The following is a 17,680-nucleotide window of genomic DNA, read 5'->3' as shown; positions in this document are numbered from 1 at the left end:
TGGAAAGCACATACCACGCCATGGAGCGACTCGACTGATGGCCGTTTACGCAATCGGTGACGTCCAGGGTTGTTATCCCGAGCTCCAGCGCCTGCTGGAGAAGATCCGTTTCGACCCGGCGAACGACCGCCTCTGGTTCTGTGGCGATCTGGTGAACCGCGGCGGCGAGTCCCTCGCCACGCTGCGTCTCATCCATTCGCTGCGCGAGCAGAGTGTCATCACGCTGGGCAATCACGATCTCTCGCTGCTGGCGATCGGTCAGCGCCGCGAGGATGCGCAGGCTCGCGTCAATGCCGAGCTGCGCGAGGTACTGTTCGCCGACGATGCGCCCGTGCTGCTCGAATGGTTGCGGATGCAGAAGCTGCTGCATCATGACGAAGCCCTGGGCTGGACGATGATCCATGCCGGCATGGCGCCGAGCTGGACGTTGCGTCAGGCACAGCGCGCCGCGATGGAGGTGGAACGCGAGCTCAGCGGCCCGCGTTATCAGCGTCTGCTGAAGAACCTGTTCGGCAATCGTCCCCCGGGCTGGAACAACCGCTTGCAAGGTGTCGAGCGCCATCGCGCCAGCATCAATACGCTGACCCGCATGCGTTACTGCGACGTCAACGGGCGGATCGATTTCGAAGGCAAAGGCACCCCTGGCACGCAGAAACCGGGGATGTATCCGTGGTTCGAAGTGCCGGGCATGCGCCGGCGCGAAACGAAGATCGTCTGCGGGCATTGGTCGGCCCTGGGGCGTTTTGCCGGGCTTGGCGTGTATGCCATCGATACGGGCTGTGTATGGGGTGGGCAGCTCACGGCGTTGCGGCTGGATAGCGAAGAGCCGGAGTACGTCACCGTACAGGCCGAACCGCACCGGCAGAAGCCGAAGGGTGGCGGGGATTGAGTATGACCCGGGTCGCGCGTGGAGCGTGATCTGGTGCATCTACCCTGGACCGGTCGCGCGCAAGGCGCGCTCCTACACCAGCCGCCCCTGTAGGAGCGCGCCTCGCGCGCGACCGGTAAAGAACGAAACGCCCAAGAGTCAGAAAACCAAGTCACCCCAAAAGAAAAACCCGCCTTCCGGCGGGTTTTTCATATCAGCTCAGCTGACCGTGGCAGTGCTTGTACTTCTTGCCCGAACCGCAGGGGCAAGGGTCGTTGCGACCGACCTTCGGTGCATCACTGAACAACGGTGCCTGCCCGGCGCGCTCGGTCTCGATCGCGCCCTCCGGCTGGCCCATGGGCTGCGCGTCGGCATGCTGGAACTGCAGGCGCTGCGATTCGGCGGCGCGCTGCTGCTCGGCTTCCATCGCCAGCACCTCGTCTTCGCTGCGGATACGGATGCGGGCGAGCATCTGCACCACTTCGCTCTTGATGCGGTCGAGCATTTCCGAGAAGAGCTCGAACGACTCGCGCTTGAACTCCTGCTTCGGCTGCTTCTGCGCATAACCGCGCAGATAGATGCCCTGGCGCAGGTAATCCATGCTGGCAAGGTGTTCCTTCCAGGCGTTGTCCACCACCGAGAGCATCACGTGCTTCTCAAGGGAACGCATGGTTTCCGGACCGACCTGTACTTCCTTCTCGGCGAACAGCCCATCGACTGCCTCGCGGACATGCTCAAGGATGCCTTCCGCGTCGATTTCCTTCTGGCTCTCGACCCACTTGGGCAGGTCAAGACGAAGGTTGAGTTCACTGGCCAGCTCGCGATCCAGACCAGCGACATCCCACTGGGCATCGATGCTGTCGGCCGGCACGAAGCGACGCACCAGGCCTTCGACCACGTCGAGGCGGATATCGCCGACCATGTCGGAGATGTCCTCGAGCTCCAGCAGCTCGTCGCGCTGGGCGTAGATCACCTTGCGCTGATCGTTGGCCACGTCGTCGAAATCGAGGAGGTTCTTGCGGATGTCGAAGTTGTGCTGCTCGACCTTGCGCTGCACCTTTTCGATCTGACGGGTGATGAGGCGGTCTTCCAGTGCCTCGTCTTCCTTCATGCCGAACATCTGCATCCAGCGGCCGATACGCTCGCCGCCGAAGATGCGCATCAGGTTGTCCTGCAGCGACAGGTAGAAGCGCGAGGAACCCGGGTCACCCTGGCGGCCCGAACGACCGCGCAGCTGGTTGTCGATACGGCGGGACTCGTGGCGCTCGGTACCGATGATGTGCAGGCCGCCCGAAGCGAGCACCTGCTCATGACGGAGCTTCCAGTCGGCCTTGATCTTCTCGCGATCGGCGTCGGACGCGCCTTCCGGCAGCGTGGCGAGGGCAGCTTCGAGGCTGCCGCCCAGCACGATATCGGTACCGCGACCGGCCATGTTGGTGGCGATGGTGACGGCGCCCGGCGCACCGGCCTGGGCCACGATGTGCGCTTCGCGCTCATGCTGCTTCGCGTTGAGCACTTCGTGCGGGATCTTCGCCTGCTTGAGCAGGCCCGAGACCAGCTCGGACACGTCGATGGAGGCGGTACCCACCAGCACCGGCTGGCCACGCTCGTGGCAGGCCTTGATGTCTTCGATGACGGCCTTGAACTTGGCATCCGGGCCGAGGAACACGGCATCGGGATTGTCCACGCGCACCATCGGCTTGTGGGTGGGGATCACCACCACTTCGAGGCCGTAGACGCTCTGGAATTCGTAGGCTTCGGTATCGGCCGTACCGGTCATGCCGGCCAGCTTCTTGTACATGCGGAACAGGTTCTGGAACGTGACCGTGGCCAGCGTCTGGTTCTCGCGCTGGATGGGCACGCCTTCCTTTGCTTCCACCGCCTGGTGCAGGCCGTCGGACCAGCGGCGACCCGCGAGGGTGCGGCCGGTGAACTCATCGACGATGATCACTTCGCCATCGCGCACGATGTAATCGACGTCGCGCTGGTAGATGGCGTTGGCGCGCAGCGCGGCATTGAGGTGGTGCACCACCGCGAGGTTCTTGGAGTCGTACAGGCCGCTTTCCGGCTCGATGACACCTGCCTGGCGCAGCAGCTGTTCGGCGTGCTCCATGCCCTCTTCGGACATGTGCACCTGCTTCTGTTTCTCGTCGACGAAGTAATCGCCGGCGCCGTCTTCCTTCTCCTGGCGGATCAGGTGCGGCACGACCTTGTTCACCGCGATGTAGAGCTGCGGGGAATCCTCGGCGGGACCGGAGATGATGAGCGGCGTACGCGCTTCGTCGATGAGGATGGAGTCGACTTCGTCGACGATGGCGTAATGCAGGCCGCGCTGGTGACGCTGGTCCTTGCTGAGCGCCATGTTGTCGCGCAGGTAGTCGAAACCGAATTCGTTGTTGGTGCCGTAGGTGATGTCCGACGCATAGGCGCCACGCTTGTCGGCGTGGTCCATGCCCGGGTACACGACGCCGACCGAGAGGCCCAGGAAGTTGTACAACTTGCCCATGAGGGCCGAGTCGCGACGGGCCAGGTAGTCGTTGACCGTGACGACGTGGACGCCCTTGCCTTCCAGCGCGTTGAGGTAGACCGGCAGGGTACCGACCAGGGTCTTGCCCTCGCCGGTACGCATTTCGGCAATGCGACCCGAATGCAGCACCATGCCGCCGATGAGCTGGACGTCGTAGTGGCGCATGCCCAGCACGCGCTTGGCGGCCTCGCGGGTGGTCGCGAAGGCTTCCGGGAGCAGCTTGTCGAGGGTCTCGCCAGCCGCAAGGCGCTGGCGGAATGCCTCGGTCTTGCCACGCAGGTCGTCGTCGGAAAGCTTTTCGTACTCCGCTTCGAGGGCGTTGATGCGCTTGACCGTCTTGGAGAGGTCGCGCAGCACGCGGTCGTTACGGCTTCCGAAAATGCTCGTCAGGGCACGATTGAACATCGATCATCCGGATCTGAAACGAAAGAGACGCCATACGCCCGGGGGCGGACGGCATGAAGGGACGATCATACTACGTACGACCGCCCCGGGCTTTCCCCGGGGTGGCGGCAGCCCGTCACGGTTTCAAGCCTTTCTCAGCGGTGGCTGCGAACGTACGCCAGCGGATTGACCACGCGGTCGTGGTACCAGACCTCGAAATGCACGTGGGAACCGGTCGAACGGCCCGTGGAGCCGGCCCTGGCGATCTCGTCGCCCACCCGCACGTGCTGGCCGGGCTTCGCCAGGATGGCGCTGTTGTGGGCGTAACGGGTCATGTAGCCATTGCCGTGGTCGATTTCGACGACATCGCCATAGCCGCTGCGCTGACCTGCGAAAGTGACCATGCCCTCGGCCACCGCCGTCACCGGCGTACCCTTCGGTGCGGCAATGTCGATGCCCGTGTGGCGCGCGGCGTGCCCGCTGAACGGGTCCGGCCGGCCGCCGAAGAAAGATGAGATATAGCCATTCACCGGCATGCCGGTGGGGCGCAGGCTCGACTCGATCTTGCGGTCGAGCAGCATGTCATGGAGGGCTTCGAGCTGGGCCTGCTGGGCATCGAACTGCCCGGAAAGCAGGTCGATATCCTTGCCCAGGGCCGCCGGCTTCAGATAGGCAGCGTCGCTGCTGGGGGCAATCTCGGGACCGCCCTGCGCCGGCTCTTCGTTGAAGTTGAACTCGCCGTCGTCGAGCTTGCCCACCTGGGTCAGTCGCTCGCCCAGGGCATTGAGACGAATCGACTGCGCCTGTAGCTGGCCCAGCTTCACCGCCAGGGCATTCAACTCGCGCTGCGCGTCAGCCTGATCGGCCACCCGCTGGGCTTCGGGCGTGTTTCTGGCGACCACCGGGGCTGCTGAACGCGAGCCTGAAAGCGCGAGCGCCAGGGCGGCACCTACACCGGCGATGCCGATGAACGCCACGGCAGCCATGCCCACCATCTTGCAGCGCATGCGCCGGCAGGTGAAGTCCAGTGTTTTCGGCCCTTTCTGGCCTCGTGACACGAGTATGATCTGCATACGTTCCCATCGAATCGTCGAAGCCGGTCATGCCACCGCCGTCCCAGCCCACCCGCCGCACCACGCGAGGACTCAAGTCCATCGTGGAGGTGGGTCCTGTCGCGTCGCTGGCCCGCAAAGCCCGCGAACTCGACGCACTGGACCGCCAGCTACGCGCGACACTGCCCAATCCGATGCGCGACCAGGTCCGCCTGGCGGACCTGCGCGACGGCAGGCTTGTCTTCCTTGCGCCCTCGTCGGCCTGGGCTTCGCGGGTGCGCCTGTACCAGACGCAGATCCTCGATGCCGCACGCGCCATGGGCGCGATGGCCTTCGCGGTTGCCGTGAAAGTGGCCCCCCTGCCGGTCGAGGATGAGATCCCCGACCTGCGTAAACCGCTTTCCGCCTCGGCAGCCCGACACCTGCGGACTGTCGCGGCGACACTATCGGACCCCACCTTGCGGGACCTGTTCCTTGAACTGGCCTCCCAGGCCGAAAATCAAGACTGATCCGTCACTTGCGTCGCCTTTCGCAACCTGCGAACAGCTCGGCAGAATCCAGGGCGGCGAACTTTATAACACGCATGAAACGGGCAAACACCTAATTTGCACGTAAATTTGACGCGGATCAGCCGCGCCCCGTAGGCGGCCAGGGCTACATTCCGGTACATATCGGCCGGCGACAGCAAATACCCGGGATACATCGAAGCGGTTTCATGGACGGCATCCAGGAACCACCTCCCAGGGCCGCCCATGTCGATGTCTGCGATTTTTCGCCTCAGCTCCACCCGTCTCGCCCTCATTGCGGGCCTGCTCACCGCCACCGGCGTGGGCGCCACGGAGGGTTACCACAGCGCCCTGCCCGTCCAGGGCTCCCTGCCCGCGCTGAGCGGCGCCACGGGCTGGCTCAACGGTCCGGCGCTGACGCCGGCGCAGCTCAAGGGCAAGGTCGTCCTCATCGATTTCTGGACGTACTCCTGCATCAACTGCATCCGCACGATCCCCTACATCCGCGCCTGGGCCGACAAGTACAAAGACCAGGGCCTCGTGGTCATCGGCGTGCACACACCCGAGTTCGACTTCGAGAAGGACGACGGCAACATCCGCCAGGCCATCACCCGTTTCGGCATCACCTACCCAGTGGCCGTGGACAGCGAACACAGCATCTGGAATGCCTTCCACAACCGGTACTGGCCCGCGCTCTACTTCGTGGACGCCAGCGGCCACATCCGCCACCACCAGTACGGCGAAGGCGATTACGACCTGTCTGAGCACGTCATCCAGGACCTGCTCGCCGAAGCCTCCGGACAACATACAACCGACGAAGGCCTGGTCGCGCCGCAGGCAAAAGGCACCGAAGTCGCCCCCGATCCCGCTGGCGCCGCCTCAGACGAAACGTACATCGGCTTCGACAAAGCCGAGGGCTTCGCCTCCCCCGAAGGCTTCGCGGAAAACCACCGCCAGCACTACTCGGTAACCAACCCGCGCCTCAATCACTGGGGCCTCACCGGCGACTGGACCGTCCACGGCGAACGCGCCACCGCCGACAAGACCGGCGCCTCGATCGTCTACCGCTTCCGCGCCCGCGACCTGCACCTCGTGCTCGCCCCCGGCAGCGACGGCAAGGCGCTGCGTTTCACCGTCACCCTCGACGGCAAGGCTCCGGGCGATGCCCATGGCACCGACACGGATGCGCAAGGCAACGGCCATGTCGACGAAACCCGCCTGTACCAGCTCATCCGCCAGGCGGGCGACACCGGCGAGCACACCTTCGAAATCCGCTTCATCGACCCAGGCGCCTCCGCCTACGCCTTCACCTTCGGCTGATCACCCCAAGACTCCTGGAGCCATCCCATGAACGATGTCCGCGACAACGAACCCACCAACACGCAGCGCCGCCGCTTCATGGGCTTCGCCGCCGCACTCACGGCAGCCGCGCCGCTCGGCCTGCTGGGCATCGGCAAGGCGATGGCCTCGACGATGGCCATGCCTTCGTCGCCGTCATCATCGCCCGCGTCTGCATCCATCGCACTCCCGGGTGGCAAAGGACTCGGCACCATCCGCCAGGTCAGGGCCGGCCTGCTCGACGTCGGCTATGCCGAACTGGGGCCATCCAACGGCCGCGTCGCCATCCTCCTGCACGGCTGGCCGTATGACATTCATGCCTTCGAGGAAGTGGCACCGGCGCTTGCCGCCTCGGGCTACCGTGTCATCGTTCCCTACCTGCGCGGCTACGGCAGCACCCGCTTCCTGTCACCGGACACCATGCGCAACGGCCAGCAGTCCGTCGTTGCCGTGGACATCATTGCGTTGATGGATGCCCTGAACATCGACAAGGCCGTGATCGCCGGTTTCGACTGGGGCGCGCGCACCGCCAACATCCTCGCCGCTCTGTGGCCGCAACGTTGCGAAGCGCTGGTATCCGTCAGCGGCTACCTCATCGGCAACCAGAAGGCCGGCGCCGCACCGCTGCCACCGCAGGCGGAGTTGTCGTGGTGGTACCAGTTCTACTTCGCGACGGAGCGCGGCCGCCTGGGATACGAGAAGAACCGCAGGGAATTCGCCCGCCTCATCTGGCACACCGCCTCACCAAAGTGGGCCTTCGACGACGCCACCTTCGATCGCTCGGCAGCAGCCTTCGACAATCCCGATCATGTCGCCGTCGTGGTGCACAACTACCGCTGGCGGCTGGGTATCGTCGAAGGCGAGTCGAAGTACGACGAGCTGGAAGCGAAGCTGGCAAAGGCGCCTGGCATCGGTGTCCCTACGATCACCCTCGAAGGTGATGCCAACGGTGCACCGCACCCAGAACCGGCTGCGTATGCCGGCAGGTTCACGGGCAAGTACGCGCATCGCACCATCACCGGCGGCATCGGACATAACCTGCCGCAGGAAGCACCGAAAGCATTTGTCGATGCGGTGAAGGACGTAACGGCGCTGTAGGAACCGATAAAGACGAGATGAGCGTTTCGCTTCGCAGGAATCGCCAATGCGATCGCCCATAGGTAGCCGGACAGCGTTGTAGGAGCGTGCTTGCGTGCGACCGGATGAATCGAAACGATGATGTTGTTCGCGATAACCGGTCGCGCGCAGGCGCGCTCCTACAACAGCCTGCGATCACGATGGGCAGAGGCGGCGGGGGCGGCCCTTGGCGCGACTTGATGGAGGTGAGGGGAGTGGGCGGAAAAGGCCGCGTAGCGGGGCCGGCCAGGAAGGCCGGCCTTTCCTGCCGAGGCACGGAGGCCGAGTCAGGAAACCCCGCACGCTCCCCGGGCCCGAAGGGGCGTAAGCCATAAGACACTGAGCCGCGTAAGCGGCTCCTCCTTTCCCGAGGGACACCGCAGGCCGGAGCGACAAGGGCCGCACCCGTCGGCTCGTCCTTAGCCACGCACGAGCGCCGAGCAGCGAGGCCAACGGCGAGCCTCTCCTACGGAGCGGAAAGCCACATGGACTGGCGTTCCTACTGAGCGTTACGTTTCAAACGGTCGCGCGCAGGCGCGCTCCTACAGGGGAAAGCAAAAGGCCGCGATTTCTCGCGGCCTTTTGCTTTCTACCCGGATGCGTTGCTTAGACGGCCTGGGCGGGATGGGCGTAGGAGATCGGCGCCTTGGCCGGGTCCTTGAAGCTCACTTCTTCCCATGCCGTGGCGTCGGCCATCAGGCGCCGGAGCAGCTTGTTGTTGAGCTCGTGACCCGACTTGTGTGCCGAGTAGGCACCGATCAGGCTGTGGCCCAGCATATAGATGTCGCCGATGGCGTCGAGGATCTTGTGCTTGACGAACTCGTTGTCGTAACGGAGGCCGTCTTCGTTCAGCACGCGGTAGTCGTCGAGCACCACGGCGTTGTCCATCGAGCCGCCGAGGGTGAGGTTACGCTCGCGGAGCATCTCGATGTCGCGCATGAAACCGAACGTGCGGGCACGGCTGACTTCCTTCACGAACGAGGTCGTGGAGAAGTCCATCTCGGCCTGCGAATTGCGCTTGTTGAACAGCGGGTGGTCGAACTCGACCGAAAAGCCCACCTTGAAGCCATCGAACGGTTCGAGCCTGGCCCACTTGTCGCCGTCTTCGACGATGACCGGCTTCTTGATACGGATGAAGCGCTTGGCGGCGTCCTGTTCCTCGATGCCAGCGGACTGGATCAGGAACACGAAGGGGCCTGCGCTGCCGTCCATGATGGGGACTTCAGGCGCCGAGAGATCGACGTAGGCGTTATCGATGCCGAGGCCAGCCATCGCCGAGAGCAGGTGCTCCACGGTGGAGACGCGGACGTCGCCGTTGATCAGCGTGGTGGACAGGCGGGTGTCGCCGACGTTCTCCGGGCGAGACTTGAGCTCGACCGGCGGATTGAGGTCGACGCGACGAAACACGATACCCGTGTTCGGCGCCGCCGGACGGAGGGTCATATAGACCTTGTCGCCGGTATGGAGACCGACGCCGGTGGCGCGAATGATGTTCTTGAGCGTGCGCTGCTTAATCATGTTGTGTCAAACCTTGCTGGCAGCAGCCTGAGTAACGTACATGCTAACACAGTCTTAACCTCGGAATAAACAAACCGGACAGTACAGCTCATCCTTCCTTTCACCGAGGCTTCAGTTTTTTCTGAGAACAGCTCTCAGCTAGCATGCGACCGATTTGCGCGGCGCATCAATCACTTGCAACTTATTGAATTCCCTCCCGCCTTGCCTTCCAGGCGGCACGGCACCGCGCCACCGCCCGGACGGGAACGGCGGCGGCGCGGTGGGCGGCCCGGCTTCGTGCCGGGTCGTCCTCACGTTTTCCTTAACGTGCCTTGAGACTTCTCGCTGACACGATCAGTTCCCCGGTCAGTCGGCCTGGCGACGCAGGAAGGCCGGGATATCGAGGTAGTCGATCGCCGGTTCCTGGCTCTTCGCCGGCTGGGCCGGTTCGGCGCGCGAGGACGCCTGGGGCAGTGCCGGTTCCGGATTATGGGCGTAGTCCACCACTTCGTTGCCAGTACCGGTACGCAGCACGACCGGACGCGGACGCTGGCGCATTTCGACCTGCTGCTGGACCGGCTGGCGGACCGGCTGCTTGGCGGCCACGGTGCCACGATTGAGGCCGGTGGCCACCACGGTGACGCGGACGTCGTCCTGCATTTCCGGGTCGAGCGAGGTGCCGATCACCACGGTCGCATCTTCCGAGGCGAAGTCGTGGATCACGCGGCCGATCTCGTCGAACTCGCGCATGGTGAGGTTCGGGCCGGCCGTGACGTTGACCAGGATGCCGCAGGCACCCGCCAGGTTCACGTCTTCCAGCAGCGGGTTGTTGATGGCGGCTTCGGCGGCAGCCTGCGCGCGGTCGTCGCCGCGGGCCGTGCCGGAACCCATCATCGCCATGCCCATCTCGCTCATGACCGTACGCACGTCGGCGAAGTCGACGTTGATCAGGCCCGGGGCCGTGATCAGGTCGGCGATGCCCTGGACGGCGCCCAGGAGGACGTCGTTGGCGGCCTTGAAGGCGTTCAGCAGGGTGACTTCACGACCCAGCACCGAGAGCAGCTTCTCGTTCGGCACGGTGATCAGCGAGTCGACGTGCTGCGAGAGGTCCTCGATGCCCTTCAGGGCCACCTGCATGCGGCGACGGCCTTCGAACGGGAACGGCTTGGTAACGACCGCGACCGTCAGGATGCCCTTTTCCTTTGCGAGCTGGGCCACGACCGGAGCCGCGCCCGTGCCGGTACCACCACCCATGCCGCAGGTGATGAAGACCATGTCGGCGCCTTCGAGCATGTCCTCGATGCGCTCACGGTCTTCCAGTGCGGCCTGGCGGCCCACTTCAGGGTTGGCGCCCGCGCCCAGGCCCTTGGTGACATTGCCACCGAGCTGCAGGTGCGTACGACCGCCGCAGCTCTTCATGGCCTGCGCGTCAGTATTGGCGACGACGAACTCGACGCCTTCGATATTGGAATTCACCATGTGGGCCACGGCGTTACCGCCGCCACCACCCACGCCGATGACCTTGATGACCGCGTTCGGTGCCAGCTTTTCGATGAGTTCAAACATTTCCCGTCCTCCGCAGAACTTTTAGTTATTTTGGTTTGTGTCCCGTGACCGACTCCTGTCGATCGCGAGCGGCGGGCCGTCCTTATGCCCCGGCGCCCCCCATCCTTTGGGCGCCGATGAACTATCCGGTCTAGAAGTTCTTGCTGAACCAGCTGCGGAACTTCTCGACCATGTTGCCGACGTTGCCGGCGGCGGAACTCATCTGCCGGCTACCGCCATTGGCGCGGGAACCATGCAACAGCAGGCCCACGCCGGTGGAATGCAGTTCGCTGGACACGACATCACCCAGCCCCGAAACATGCTGTGGCACACCTACGCGCACCATCTTGTGGAAGATTTCCTCGGCCAGCTCGAGGGCGCCTTCCATGCGCGCCGCGCCACCGGTGAGCACGATGCCGGCAGCGACCAGGCTCTCGTAGCCCGAACGGCGCAGTTCGTCCTGCACCATCTCGAAGATTTCCTCGTAGCGCGCCTGCACCGACTGCGCGAGCGCCTGTCGTGCAAGGCGGCGCGGCGGGCGATCGCCGACGCTGGGCACCTGGATGGTTTCTTCTGCGTGGGCCAGCTGGGCCAGCGCGCAGGCGTACTTGATCTTGATCTCTTCCGCGTGAGCGGTTGGCGTGTGCACGCCGTAGGCGATGTCGTTAGTCACCTGGTCGCCACCCACAGGCAGCGACTTGGTGTAGCGGATCGCACCCTGGGTGTAGATGGCGATATCCGTGGTGCCCGCGCCGATATCCACCAGGCATACGCCCAGTTCCAGTTCGTCCTCGGTGAGCACCGACTTCGCGCTGGCGACAGCAGCAGGCACCAGTTCGTCCACCGTGAGGCCACAGCGCTGGATGCACTTGGAAATGTTCTGCACGGCGCTGGCTGCGCCCGTGACCAGATGCACGCTGGCTTCCAGGCGCACGCCGCTCATGCCGACCGGATGGCGGATGCCATCCTGGCCGTCGATGCGGTATTCCTGCGATTCCTTGTAGAGCACCTTGCGGTCGGCCGGGATCGCCACGGCGCTGGCCGCTTCCAGCACCTGTTCCAGGTCGGCCGACATCACCTCACGGTCGCGGATCGCGGCGGTGCCGTGCGAGTTGCGGGTTTCCAGGTGGCTGCCCGAAATGGAGGCGTAAACCGAACGGATGTCGCAGCCGGCCATCAGCTCGGCTTCCTCCACCGCGCGCTGGATCGAGTGCACGGTCGATTCGATGTCCACGACGGAGCCGCGCTTCATGCCGCGCGAGACATGGGTGCCGATGCCGATCACTTCGATCGGCTCACCCGGCTCGTACTCGCCCACGATCGCGACAACCTTGGAGGTTCCGATGTCGAGGCCGACGACGAGCTGTTTGTCGTTCTTGTTTCTCATGTATTAGCTCAGCTTCCGACCTTTGGGGTGGCCGTGTTTTCCGATTGCGGCCACCGGATAGCGAATCCGTTGGTGTAACGCAGGTCAGCGTAGGCGAAGCCGCCACGATGGCCTGAAAGGAGTTGCGGGTAGACGTCGAGGAAGCGCGCGAGGCGACGGTCCGCCTGCTCGCGGTCGCCGATCACGATCTCCGCGCCGCTGTCGGTGATGGCGCTCCAGCTGCCACGCTCGGACAGGCTCACACCCACCACTGACATCTGCGCGCGGCCTTCGAAAGCCTTGCGAGCCTGTGCATAGAAGCTCACCACCTCGGCCAGCCGGGAGTCCGGTCCCGACAGTCGCGGCAGGTCGCCCATCTGGTCGGCGCCCGGTGCATCGAACACCTGGCCCTGGCGGCTGATCAGGCGGTCGCCGTTCCAGCGTGCGAAGGGCTGGCGCTCGTAGATACGCACCAGCAGCGTGTCCGGCCAGCGCTTGCGCACCTCGACCGATTCCACCCACGGCAGTCCGCCGATGGAACGGCGTACTGCTTCAAGATTCGTTGCAAAGAAGCCCTTGCCCAGGCTGGGCAGCACGGCCGCGCGGATCTGTTCGGCACTGACGTGCGTGAACTCCGCCTCGACCTTCAGCTGCGTCACCGGCCAGCGACCGGCGGCAAACCAGCCCTGCATCACGCCGACCACGGGCAACGCCACCAAGGTGATGGCGATGCCCCAGGCGACGATCCGCGTGGCAGCGGCTCCCTTCATGTGGTTATGCCCTCCTTTCCATGGAGGTTTCCAGGATGCGCCAGCACAGGGCCTGGTAATCCAGTCCTGCCACGGCAGCGGCCTTCGGCACGAGCGAGTGCGAGGTCATGCCCGGAGCGGTGTTCACTTCGAGCAGCCAGTTCTTGCCGTGACGGTCGCGCATGATATCCACGCGTCCCCAGCCGAAACAGTCCACGGCATCGAAGGCGCGCAGCGCAAGTGCGCGCATCTCGTCTTCGGCGCCGGCGGAAAGGCCCGGGCAGATGTATTGCGTGTCGTCGGCAATGTACTTGGCGTTGTAGTCGTAGTACTCCTGCGCCGGCACGATCTTGATCGTGGGCAGGATTTCACGGCCGAGGATGCCGACGGTGAATTCGCCGCCCTCGTTCGCATCGCCTTCGATCAGGGTTTCCATCAGCAGGTCGCCCGGGTAGCGGTGCGCCAGTTCCACGGCGGCGTCCAGATCGTCTTCCTTGAACACGCGCGTGACGCCTACGCTGGAACCTTCCCAGGCGGGCTTCACGATCAGCGGAAAACCCACTTCGCGCGCGGCGGCATGCACGTCGGCACCCCGCGGCAGCGCCTTGAACTTCGGCGTGGGCAGGCCGAGGGCCAGCCACACCTGCTTGGCGCGGATCTTGTCCAGCGACAGCGCGGAACCCAGCACGCCCGAACCGGTGTAAGGCACACCCAGCGATTGCAGGGCGCCCTGCAATTCGCCGTTTTCGCCACCGGCGCCATGCAGGATGTTGAACACGCGTGCGAAATGCCCGGCGCGCACGGCGTCGAGCAGCGCGGGGATGCCGTCGATCGGATGCGCATCGACGCCACGGGCGCGCAGTGCTTCCAGCACGCCCTGTCCGGAATTCAGCGAAACCTCGCGCTCGGCGGAATTGCCGCCATAGACCACGGCCACCCGGCCGAAATCGGCGGGATCGGTGACCAGGCGCGGGAAACGGGTGGTGCTCATCACTTGCGGGTCCTCAGGTTGCCGGCGTTGGCCAGCTCGATGGCCGCCGCGCCGATGTCGCCAGCGCCCAGCAGCATGATCAGGTCGCCGTCGCGCGCCAGCGCGGGCAGCGTGTCGCGCAGGTCGCGCGGGTGGTCCACCAGCACTGGATCGGTCTTGCCGCGTGCGCGGATGGCGCGCGCCAGGGCCTTGCCGTCGGCACCGGCAATGGGCGATTCGCCGGCCGGGTACACCTCGGTAAGTACCAGCACGTCCACTTCGGCCAGCACGTTGGCGAAGTCGTCGAGCAGGTCACGGGTGCGGCTGTAGCGATGCGGCTGGAAGGCGACGACGAGGCGGCGCTCCGGCCAGCCGCCACGCGCGGCGGCGAACACCGCCGCCAGTTCGCGGGGATGGTGACCGTAGTCGTCAACCAGCAGGGCGTTACCGCTGTCGAGTGCGATCTCGCCGCGACGATGGAAACGACGACCCACGCCCTGGAAACCGGCCAGCGCACGGGCAATGGCCTCGCCCTCCACGCCAAGCTGCCAGCCCACCGCGGCGGCGGCCAGCGCGTTCTGCACGTTGTGGCGGCCCGGCAGGTTCAGCGTGATCGCCAGCGCATCGGCCATGCCCGGCAGGCGCACGTCGAACTGCATCTGGAAACCGACCTGGCGCACGTTCGTGGCCACCACGTCAGCCTTCGGGTTGTCGATGCCATAGGTGATCATCCGGCGCGAGGTGTCTTCCGCGAGCTTCGCGGTTTCTTCGTCGTCGATGCACAGCACGGCCATGCCGTAGAACGGCAGGCGATGCAGGAAATCGTGGAAGGCTTTCTTCACCTGGGCGAAGTCGCCGTTGTAGTTTTCCAGGTGATCGGCGTCGATGTTCGTCACCACCGCCATCACCGGCGAAAGCATCAGGAACGAGCCATCCGACTCGTCGGCTTCCGCCACGAGGTACTGGCCGGTGCCCAGGCGCGCGTTGGCGCCGGCGGCGTTGAGCTGACCACCGATCACGAAGGTCGGATCGTATTCGGCTTCGGCCAGCACGCTGGCGACGAGGCTGGTGGTGGTGGTCTTGCCGTGCGTACCCGCAATGGCGATGCCACGGCGGAAGCGCATCAGCTCACCCAGCATCTCGGCGCGCGGCACCGTGGGAATACGCGAGGCGTGCGCGGCGACCAGCTCCGGGTTGTCCTTGCGGATGGCGCTGGAGGTGACCACCACGTCGGCACCGTCGATGTTCGCGGCGTCGTGGCCTACATGGATCTGGATACCCAGGCTGGCCAGGCGCTCCGTGGTCGGCGACATCGCGCGGTCGGAACCGGACACGCTGTAGCCGAGGTTGTTGAGCACTTCGGCAATGCCGCTCATGCCCACGCCACCCACGCCAATGAAGTGGACCCGGCGGAACGAGGTCATGAAATCGTCGTGGGCGCGCAAACGACCGGGCGTCATGCGGATACCTCCATGCAATGACGGGCAATCGTTGCTGCTGCGTCGGGTTTAGCCAGCGTGCGGGACGCGTTAGCGGCGGAAAGAATACGGTTGCGATCGGCCAGCAGCTCGTCGAGAAGTTTCGCGAGCAGGTCGGGCGACTCGTGGCCGGCGAGCGCGGCATCGGTAACGATGCGTGCGCCGCCCACGTCGACCATGGCGCGGGCATTGCTGGTCTGGTGGTCGTCCACCGCGAACGGGAACGGCACCAGCACGGCCTCCTGGCCGGCGGCGCACAGTTCGGCGACGGTCAGCGCACCGGCACGGCAGAGCACGAGGTCGGCCCATTCGTACGCGCCGGCCATGTCTTCGATGAAGGCCACGATGTTCGCGGCGCTGCCAGCCTTGTTATAGGCATCGACAGTGTCCTGGAGGTGGCGCTCGCCGGTCTGGTGCACTACCTCCGGCACCATCGAACCCATCGCCGCAAGGCGGGCGATGGCTTTCGGCACCACGCTGTTCAGCGTGCGCGCACCGAGGCTGCCGCCAAGCACGAGCAGGCGCGGCGCGCCCTCGCGACCGGCAAGGCGATCGATCGGCGCAGGCAGCGCGGCAATGCGCGCGCGGACCGGATTACCGACCCACTCGCCCTTCGGCAGCACATTCGGAAAACCGGTGAGCACGCGCTTCGCGAACGAGGCGAGCTTGCGATTGGTGAAACCGGCCACGGCATTCTGCTCGTGTACCACCAGCGGAATGCCGGCCAGTCGTGCAGCCACGCCGGCCGGACCGGCGACATAGCCGCCCATCGACAGCACGCAGCGCGGCTTCAGCTTGCGCAGCAGCGCCAGCGATTCGAACAGGGCGCGCACCAGCATCAGCGGCGCCAGCACGCGGGTCTTCATACCCTTGCCGCGCAGGCCGCCCACCTTGACGGTGTGCAGGTCGAGGCCATGCGACGGCACGACCCGGGTCTCCATGCCGCCTTCGGCACCGAGCCACGCCACGGGCACGCCGTGCGAACGCAGTTCGTCCGCCACGGCCAGACCCGGGAAGATGTGGCCGCCGGTACCGCCGGCCATGATCAGCACAGGAGCGCTCATGCCATGCCTCCTGCCGGTGCCGAGGTAGGCACCGCATTGGCGGGCTGACGCACCGCCGACTGGCGGGCGTCCTCGGCACGATTGATTTCAAAGGTGGCGCGCAGCAGCACACCGACCATGGCGCAGGTCATCAGCACCGACGAACCGCCAGAGCTGATCAGCGGCAGGGTGAGGCCCTTGGTAGGCAGCACGCCGAGGTTCACGCCGATGGACACCATCGCCTGGAAACCCATCATCAGCGAGATGCCGTAGGCCACGTAGCCCGAGAAACGCTGGCCCAGCTCGACGCCCTTCAGGCCGATATACAGGCCACGGCCGACGAGCACGATGTAGAGACCGATGACCACCACGATACCGGCCAGGCCCAGCTCTTCGGCGAGCACGGCCAGGATGAAGTCGGTATGCGCCTCGGGCAGGTAGAACAGCTTCTGCACGCTGGAGCCCAGGCCCACGCCGGTCCATTCGCCACGACCCACCGCAATGAGCGCCTGGGTGAGCTGGAAGCCATCGTTGAACGGGTCCTTCCACGGATCGAGGAAGGAGGTGAGGCGCTTGATGCGGTAGTCCTCGGCGGTGGCCGCGTAGATCAGCAGCGGGATCAGCGGCATCGCCAGCAGCACGAGGTTGCGCATGCGGGCACCGGCCAGCCAGACCATGCCGACCGTGGTGGCGACCACGAGGGCAGCCGAACCGAAGTCGGGCTGGGCCAGCAGCAGGAGCACCATGAAACCGGCCACGGCGATCGGCTTCACCACGCCGAACAGTTCGTACTCCACGCCTTCGCGATGGCGCACGAGGTAGCTCGCCAGATAGGCCACGAGGATCAGCTTCACCGCTTCCACCGGCTGGAAGCTGGTGACGAACAGGTTGATCCAGCGACGCGCACCGTTGATGCGCATGCCGAAGCCCGGCACGAACACCAGCAGCAGGATGCAGATGCCGACGAGCAGCAGCAGCGTGCTGTGCTTCTCGATCGTCTTCAGTTCGGTACGCATGGCAACACCGGCCAGCACGAAGCCGAGCGCCAGGAAGCTCAGGTGCTTCTTGAGGTAGTAGAACGCGCCCACGTGCGAGCCGTCGGCCACGGCGATGGAGGCGGAGGTGACCATCACCACGCCCATCGTGGCGAGCGCGAGCGCAGCCACGAGCAGCGGGAGATCGAAACTCCCCCGCGGGCCCTGACGGCGCTGTGCCTGCTTGTTACCGAAGCCGAACATGAT

General features: G+C 65.2%; 14 protein-coding genes. 4 read left to right on the top strand and 10 right to left on the bottom strand.

Annotated features, from left to right (window positions below; all coding sequences use genetic code 11):
* Nucleotides 1-37: 37 nt before the first annotated feature.
* Entirely contained in the window at nt 38-889 is an 852-nt protein-coding gene (locus tag KR767_RS10585) for a symmetrical bis(5'-nucleosyl)-tetraphosphatase (RefSeq protein ID WP_166947362.1), read from the top strand.
* 193 nt (nt 890-1,082) lie between these two features.
* Here KR767_RS10585 and secA read toward each other — a convergent pair whose 3' ends face one another.
* Nucleotides 1,083-3,800, bottom strand: coding sequence for a preprotein translocase subunit SecA (gene secA / locus KR767_RS10580; protein WP_250879079.1), 2,718 nt, complete (start codon nt 3,798-3,800; stop codon nt 1,083-1,085).
* 134 nt (nt 3,801-3,934) lie between these two features.
* A complete protein-coding gene (locus KR767_RS10575) occupies nt 3,935-4,852 on the bottom strand; it encodes a M23 family metallopeptidase (protein WP_250879078.1) in 918 nt (305 codons plus the stop codon).
* Nucleotides 4,853-4,881: 29 nt separating this feature from the next.
* Here KR767_RS10575 and KR767_RS10570 point away from each other — a divergent pair, with 29 nt between their 5' ends.
* From KR767_RS10570 to KR767_RS10560, 3 genes are all read left to right on the top strand, one after another.
* Nucleotides 4,882-5,340 carry a DciA family protein gene (locus KR767_RS10570; protein ID WP_166947359.1) on the top strand — a complete coding sequence of 153 codons (459 nt, stop codon included), beginning with the start codon at nt 4,882-4,884 and terminating at the stop codon, nt 5,338-5,340.
* 243 nt (nt 5,341-5,583) lie between these two features.
* Nucleotides 5,584-6,657: a thioredoxin family protein gene (locus KR767_RS10565; protein ID WP_250879077.1), complete on the top strand. Its 1,074-nt coding sequence runs from the start codon at nt 5,584-5,586 to the stop codon at nt 6,655-6,657.
* Nucleotides 6,658-6,684: 27 nt separating this feature from the next.
* Nucleotides 6,685-7,773, top strand: coding sequence for an alpha/beta fold hydrolase (locus tag KR767_RS10560; RefSeq protein WP_250879076.1), 1,089 nt, complete (start codon nt 6,685-6,687; stop codon nt 7,771-7,773).
* A 624-nt stretch (nt 7,774-8,397) separates the two neighbouring features.
* Here KR767_RS10560 and lpxC read toward each other — a convergent pair.
* The 8 genes from lpxC to ftsW form a co-directional block, all read right to left on the bottom strand.
* Nucleotides 8,398-9,309, bottom strand: a complete 912-nt coding sequence (gene lpxC, locus KR767_RS10555; RefSeq protein ID WP_166952922.1) for a UDP-3-O-acyl-N-acetylglucosamine deacetylase — start codon at nt 9,307-9,309, stop codon at nt 8,398-8,400.
* A gap of 345 nt (nt 9,310-9,654) precedes the next feature.
* On the bottom strand, nt 9,655-10,854 hold the full coding sequence (gene ftsZ, locus KR767_RS10550) for a cell division protein FtsZ (RefSeq protein ID WP_166952919.1): 1,200 nt from the start codon (nt 10,852-10,854) through the stop codon (nt 9,655-9,657).
* A 130-nt stretch (nt 10,855-10,984) separates the two neighbouring features.
* The gene (gene ftsA / locus KR767_RS10545) at nt 10,985-12,220 is read right to left on the bottom strand and encodes a cell division protein FtsA (RefSeq protein ID WP_166952916.1); all 1,236 of its coding nucleotides are present in this window, start codon (nt 12,218-12,220) and stop codon (nt 10,985-10,987) included.
* Between the two features lie 8 nt (nt 12,221-12,228).
* A complete protein-coding gene (locus KR767_RS10540) occupies nt 12,229-12,969 on the bottom strand; it encodes a cell division protein FtsQ/DivIB (protein ID WP_166952912.1) in 741 nt (246 codons plus the stop codon).
* A 4-nt stretch (nt 12,970-12,973) separates the two neighbouring features.
* Nucleotides 12,974-13,939: a D-alanine--D-alanine ligase gene (locus KR767_RS10535; protein WP_250879075.1), complete on the bottom strand. Its 966-nt coding sequence runs from the start codon at nt 13,937-13,939 to the stop codon at nt 12,974-12,976.
* A complete protein-coding gene (gene murC / locus KR767_RS10530; protein ID WP_250879074.1) occupies nt 13,939-15,378 on the bottom strand; it encodes a UDP-N-acetylmuramate--L-alanine ligase in 1,440 nt (479 codons plus the stop codon). Before murC ends, KR767_RS10535 begins: the two co-directional genes overlap by 1 nt.
* Nucleotides 15,375-16,460 (bottom strand): undecaprenyldiphospho-muramoylpentapeptide beta-N-acetylglucosaminyltransferase, encoded by a 1,086-nt coding sequence (gene murG / locus KR767_RS10525; RefSeq protein WP_166952903.1) that lies wholly within the window; start codon nt 16,458-16,460, stop codon nt 15,375-15,377. The genes murC and murG overlap by 4 nt, the downstream gene beginning before the upstream one ends.
* The gene (gene ftsW, locus KR767_RS10520; RefSeq protein ID WP_166952900.1) at nt 16,457-17,677 is read right to left on the bottom strand and encodes a putative lipid II flippase FtsW; all 1,221 of its coding nucleotides are present in this window, start codon (nt 17,675-17,677) and stop codon (nt 16,457-16,459) included. The genes murG and ftsW overlap by 4 nt, the downstream gene beginning before the upstream one ends.
* Nucleotides 17,678-17,680 lie beyond the last annotated feature (3 nt).

Source organism: Luteibacter anthropi (assembly GCF_023699965.1).
GTDB lineage: Bacteria > Pseudomonadota > Gammaproteobacteria > Xanthomonadales > Rhodanobacteraceae > Luteibacter > Luteibacter anthropi.
The sequence above is the reverse complement of the archived record's forward strand: the minus strand, read 5'-3'. Positions and strand labels throughout refer to the sequence as shown.

Excerpts from the sequence above, each read along its gene's own strand:
- KR767_RS10585 (WP_166947362.1), top strand. The coding sequence starts at position 38 with ATGGCCGTTTACGCAATCGGTGACGTCCAGGGTTGTTATCCCGAGCTC.
- secA (WP_250879079.1), bottom strand. The coding sequence starts at position 3,800 with ATGTTCAATCGTGCCCTGACGAGCATTTTCGGAAGCCGTAACGACCGC.
- KR767_RS10575 (WP_250879078.1), bottom strand. The coding sequence starts at position 4,852 with ATGCAGATCATACTCGTGTCACGAGGCCAGAAAGGGCCGAAAACACTG.
- KR767_RS10570 (WP_166947359.1), top strand. The coding sequence starts at position 4,882 with ATGCCACCGCCGTCCCAGCCCACCCGCCGCACCACGCGAGGACTCAAG.
- KR767_RS10565 (WP_250879077.1), top strand. The coding sequence starts at position 5,584 with ATGTCGATGTCTGCGATTTTTCGCCTCAGCTCCACCCGTCTCGCCCTC.
- KR767_RS10560 (WP_250879076.1), top strand. The coding sequence starts at position 6,685 with ATGAACGATGTCCGCGACAACGAACCCACCAACACGCAGCGCCGCCGC.
- lpxC (WP_166952922.1), bottom strand. The coding sequence starts at position 9,309 with ATGATTAAGCAGCGCACGCTCAAGAACATCATTCGCGCCACCGGCGTC.
- ftsZ (WP_166952919.1), bottom strand. The coding sequence starts at position 10,854 with ATGTTTGAACTCATCGAAAAGCTGGCACCGAACGCGGTCATCAAGGTC.
- ftsA (WP_166952916.1), bottom strand. The coding sequence starts at position 12,220 with ATGAGAAACAAGAACGACAAACAGCTCGTCGTCGGCCTCGACATCGGA.
- KR767_RS10540 (WP_166952912.1), bottom strand. The coding sequence starts at position 12,969 with ATGAAGGGAGCCGCTGCCACGCGGATCGTCGCCTGGGGCATCGCCATC.
- KR767_RS10535 (WP_250879075.1), bottom strand. The coding sequence starts at position 13,939 with ATGAGCACCACCCGTTTCCCGCGCCTGGTCACCGATCCCGCCGATTTC.
- murC (WP_250879074.1), bottom strand. The coding sequence starts at position 15,378 with ATGACGCCCGGTCGTTTGCGCGCCCACGACGATTTCATGACCTCGTTC.
- murG (WP_166952903.1), bottom strand. The coding sequence starts at position 16,460 with ATGAGCGCTCCTGTGCTGATCATGGCCGGCGGTACCGGCGGCCACATC.
- ftsW (WP_166952900.1), bottom strand. The coding sequence starts at position 17,677 with ATGTTCGGCTTCGGTAACAAGCAGGCACAGCGCCGTCAGGGCCCGCGG.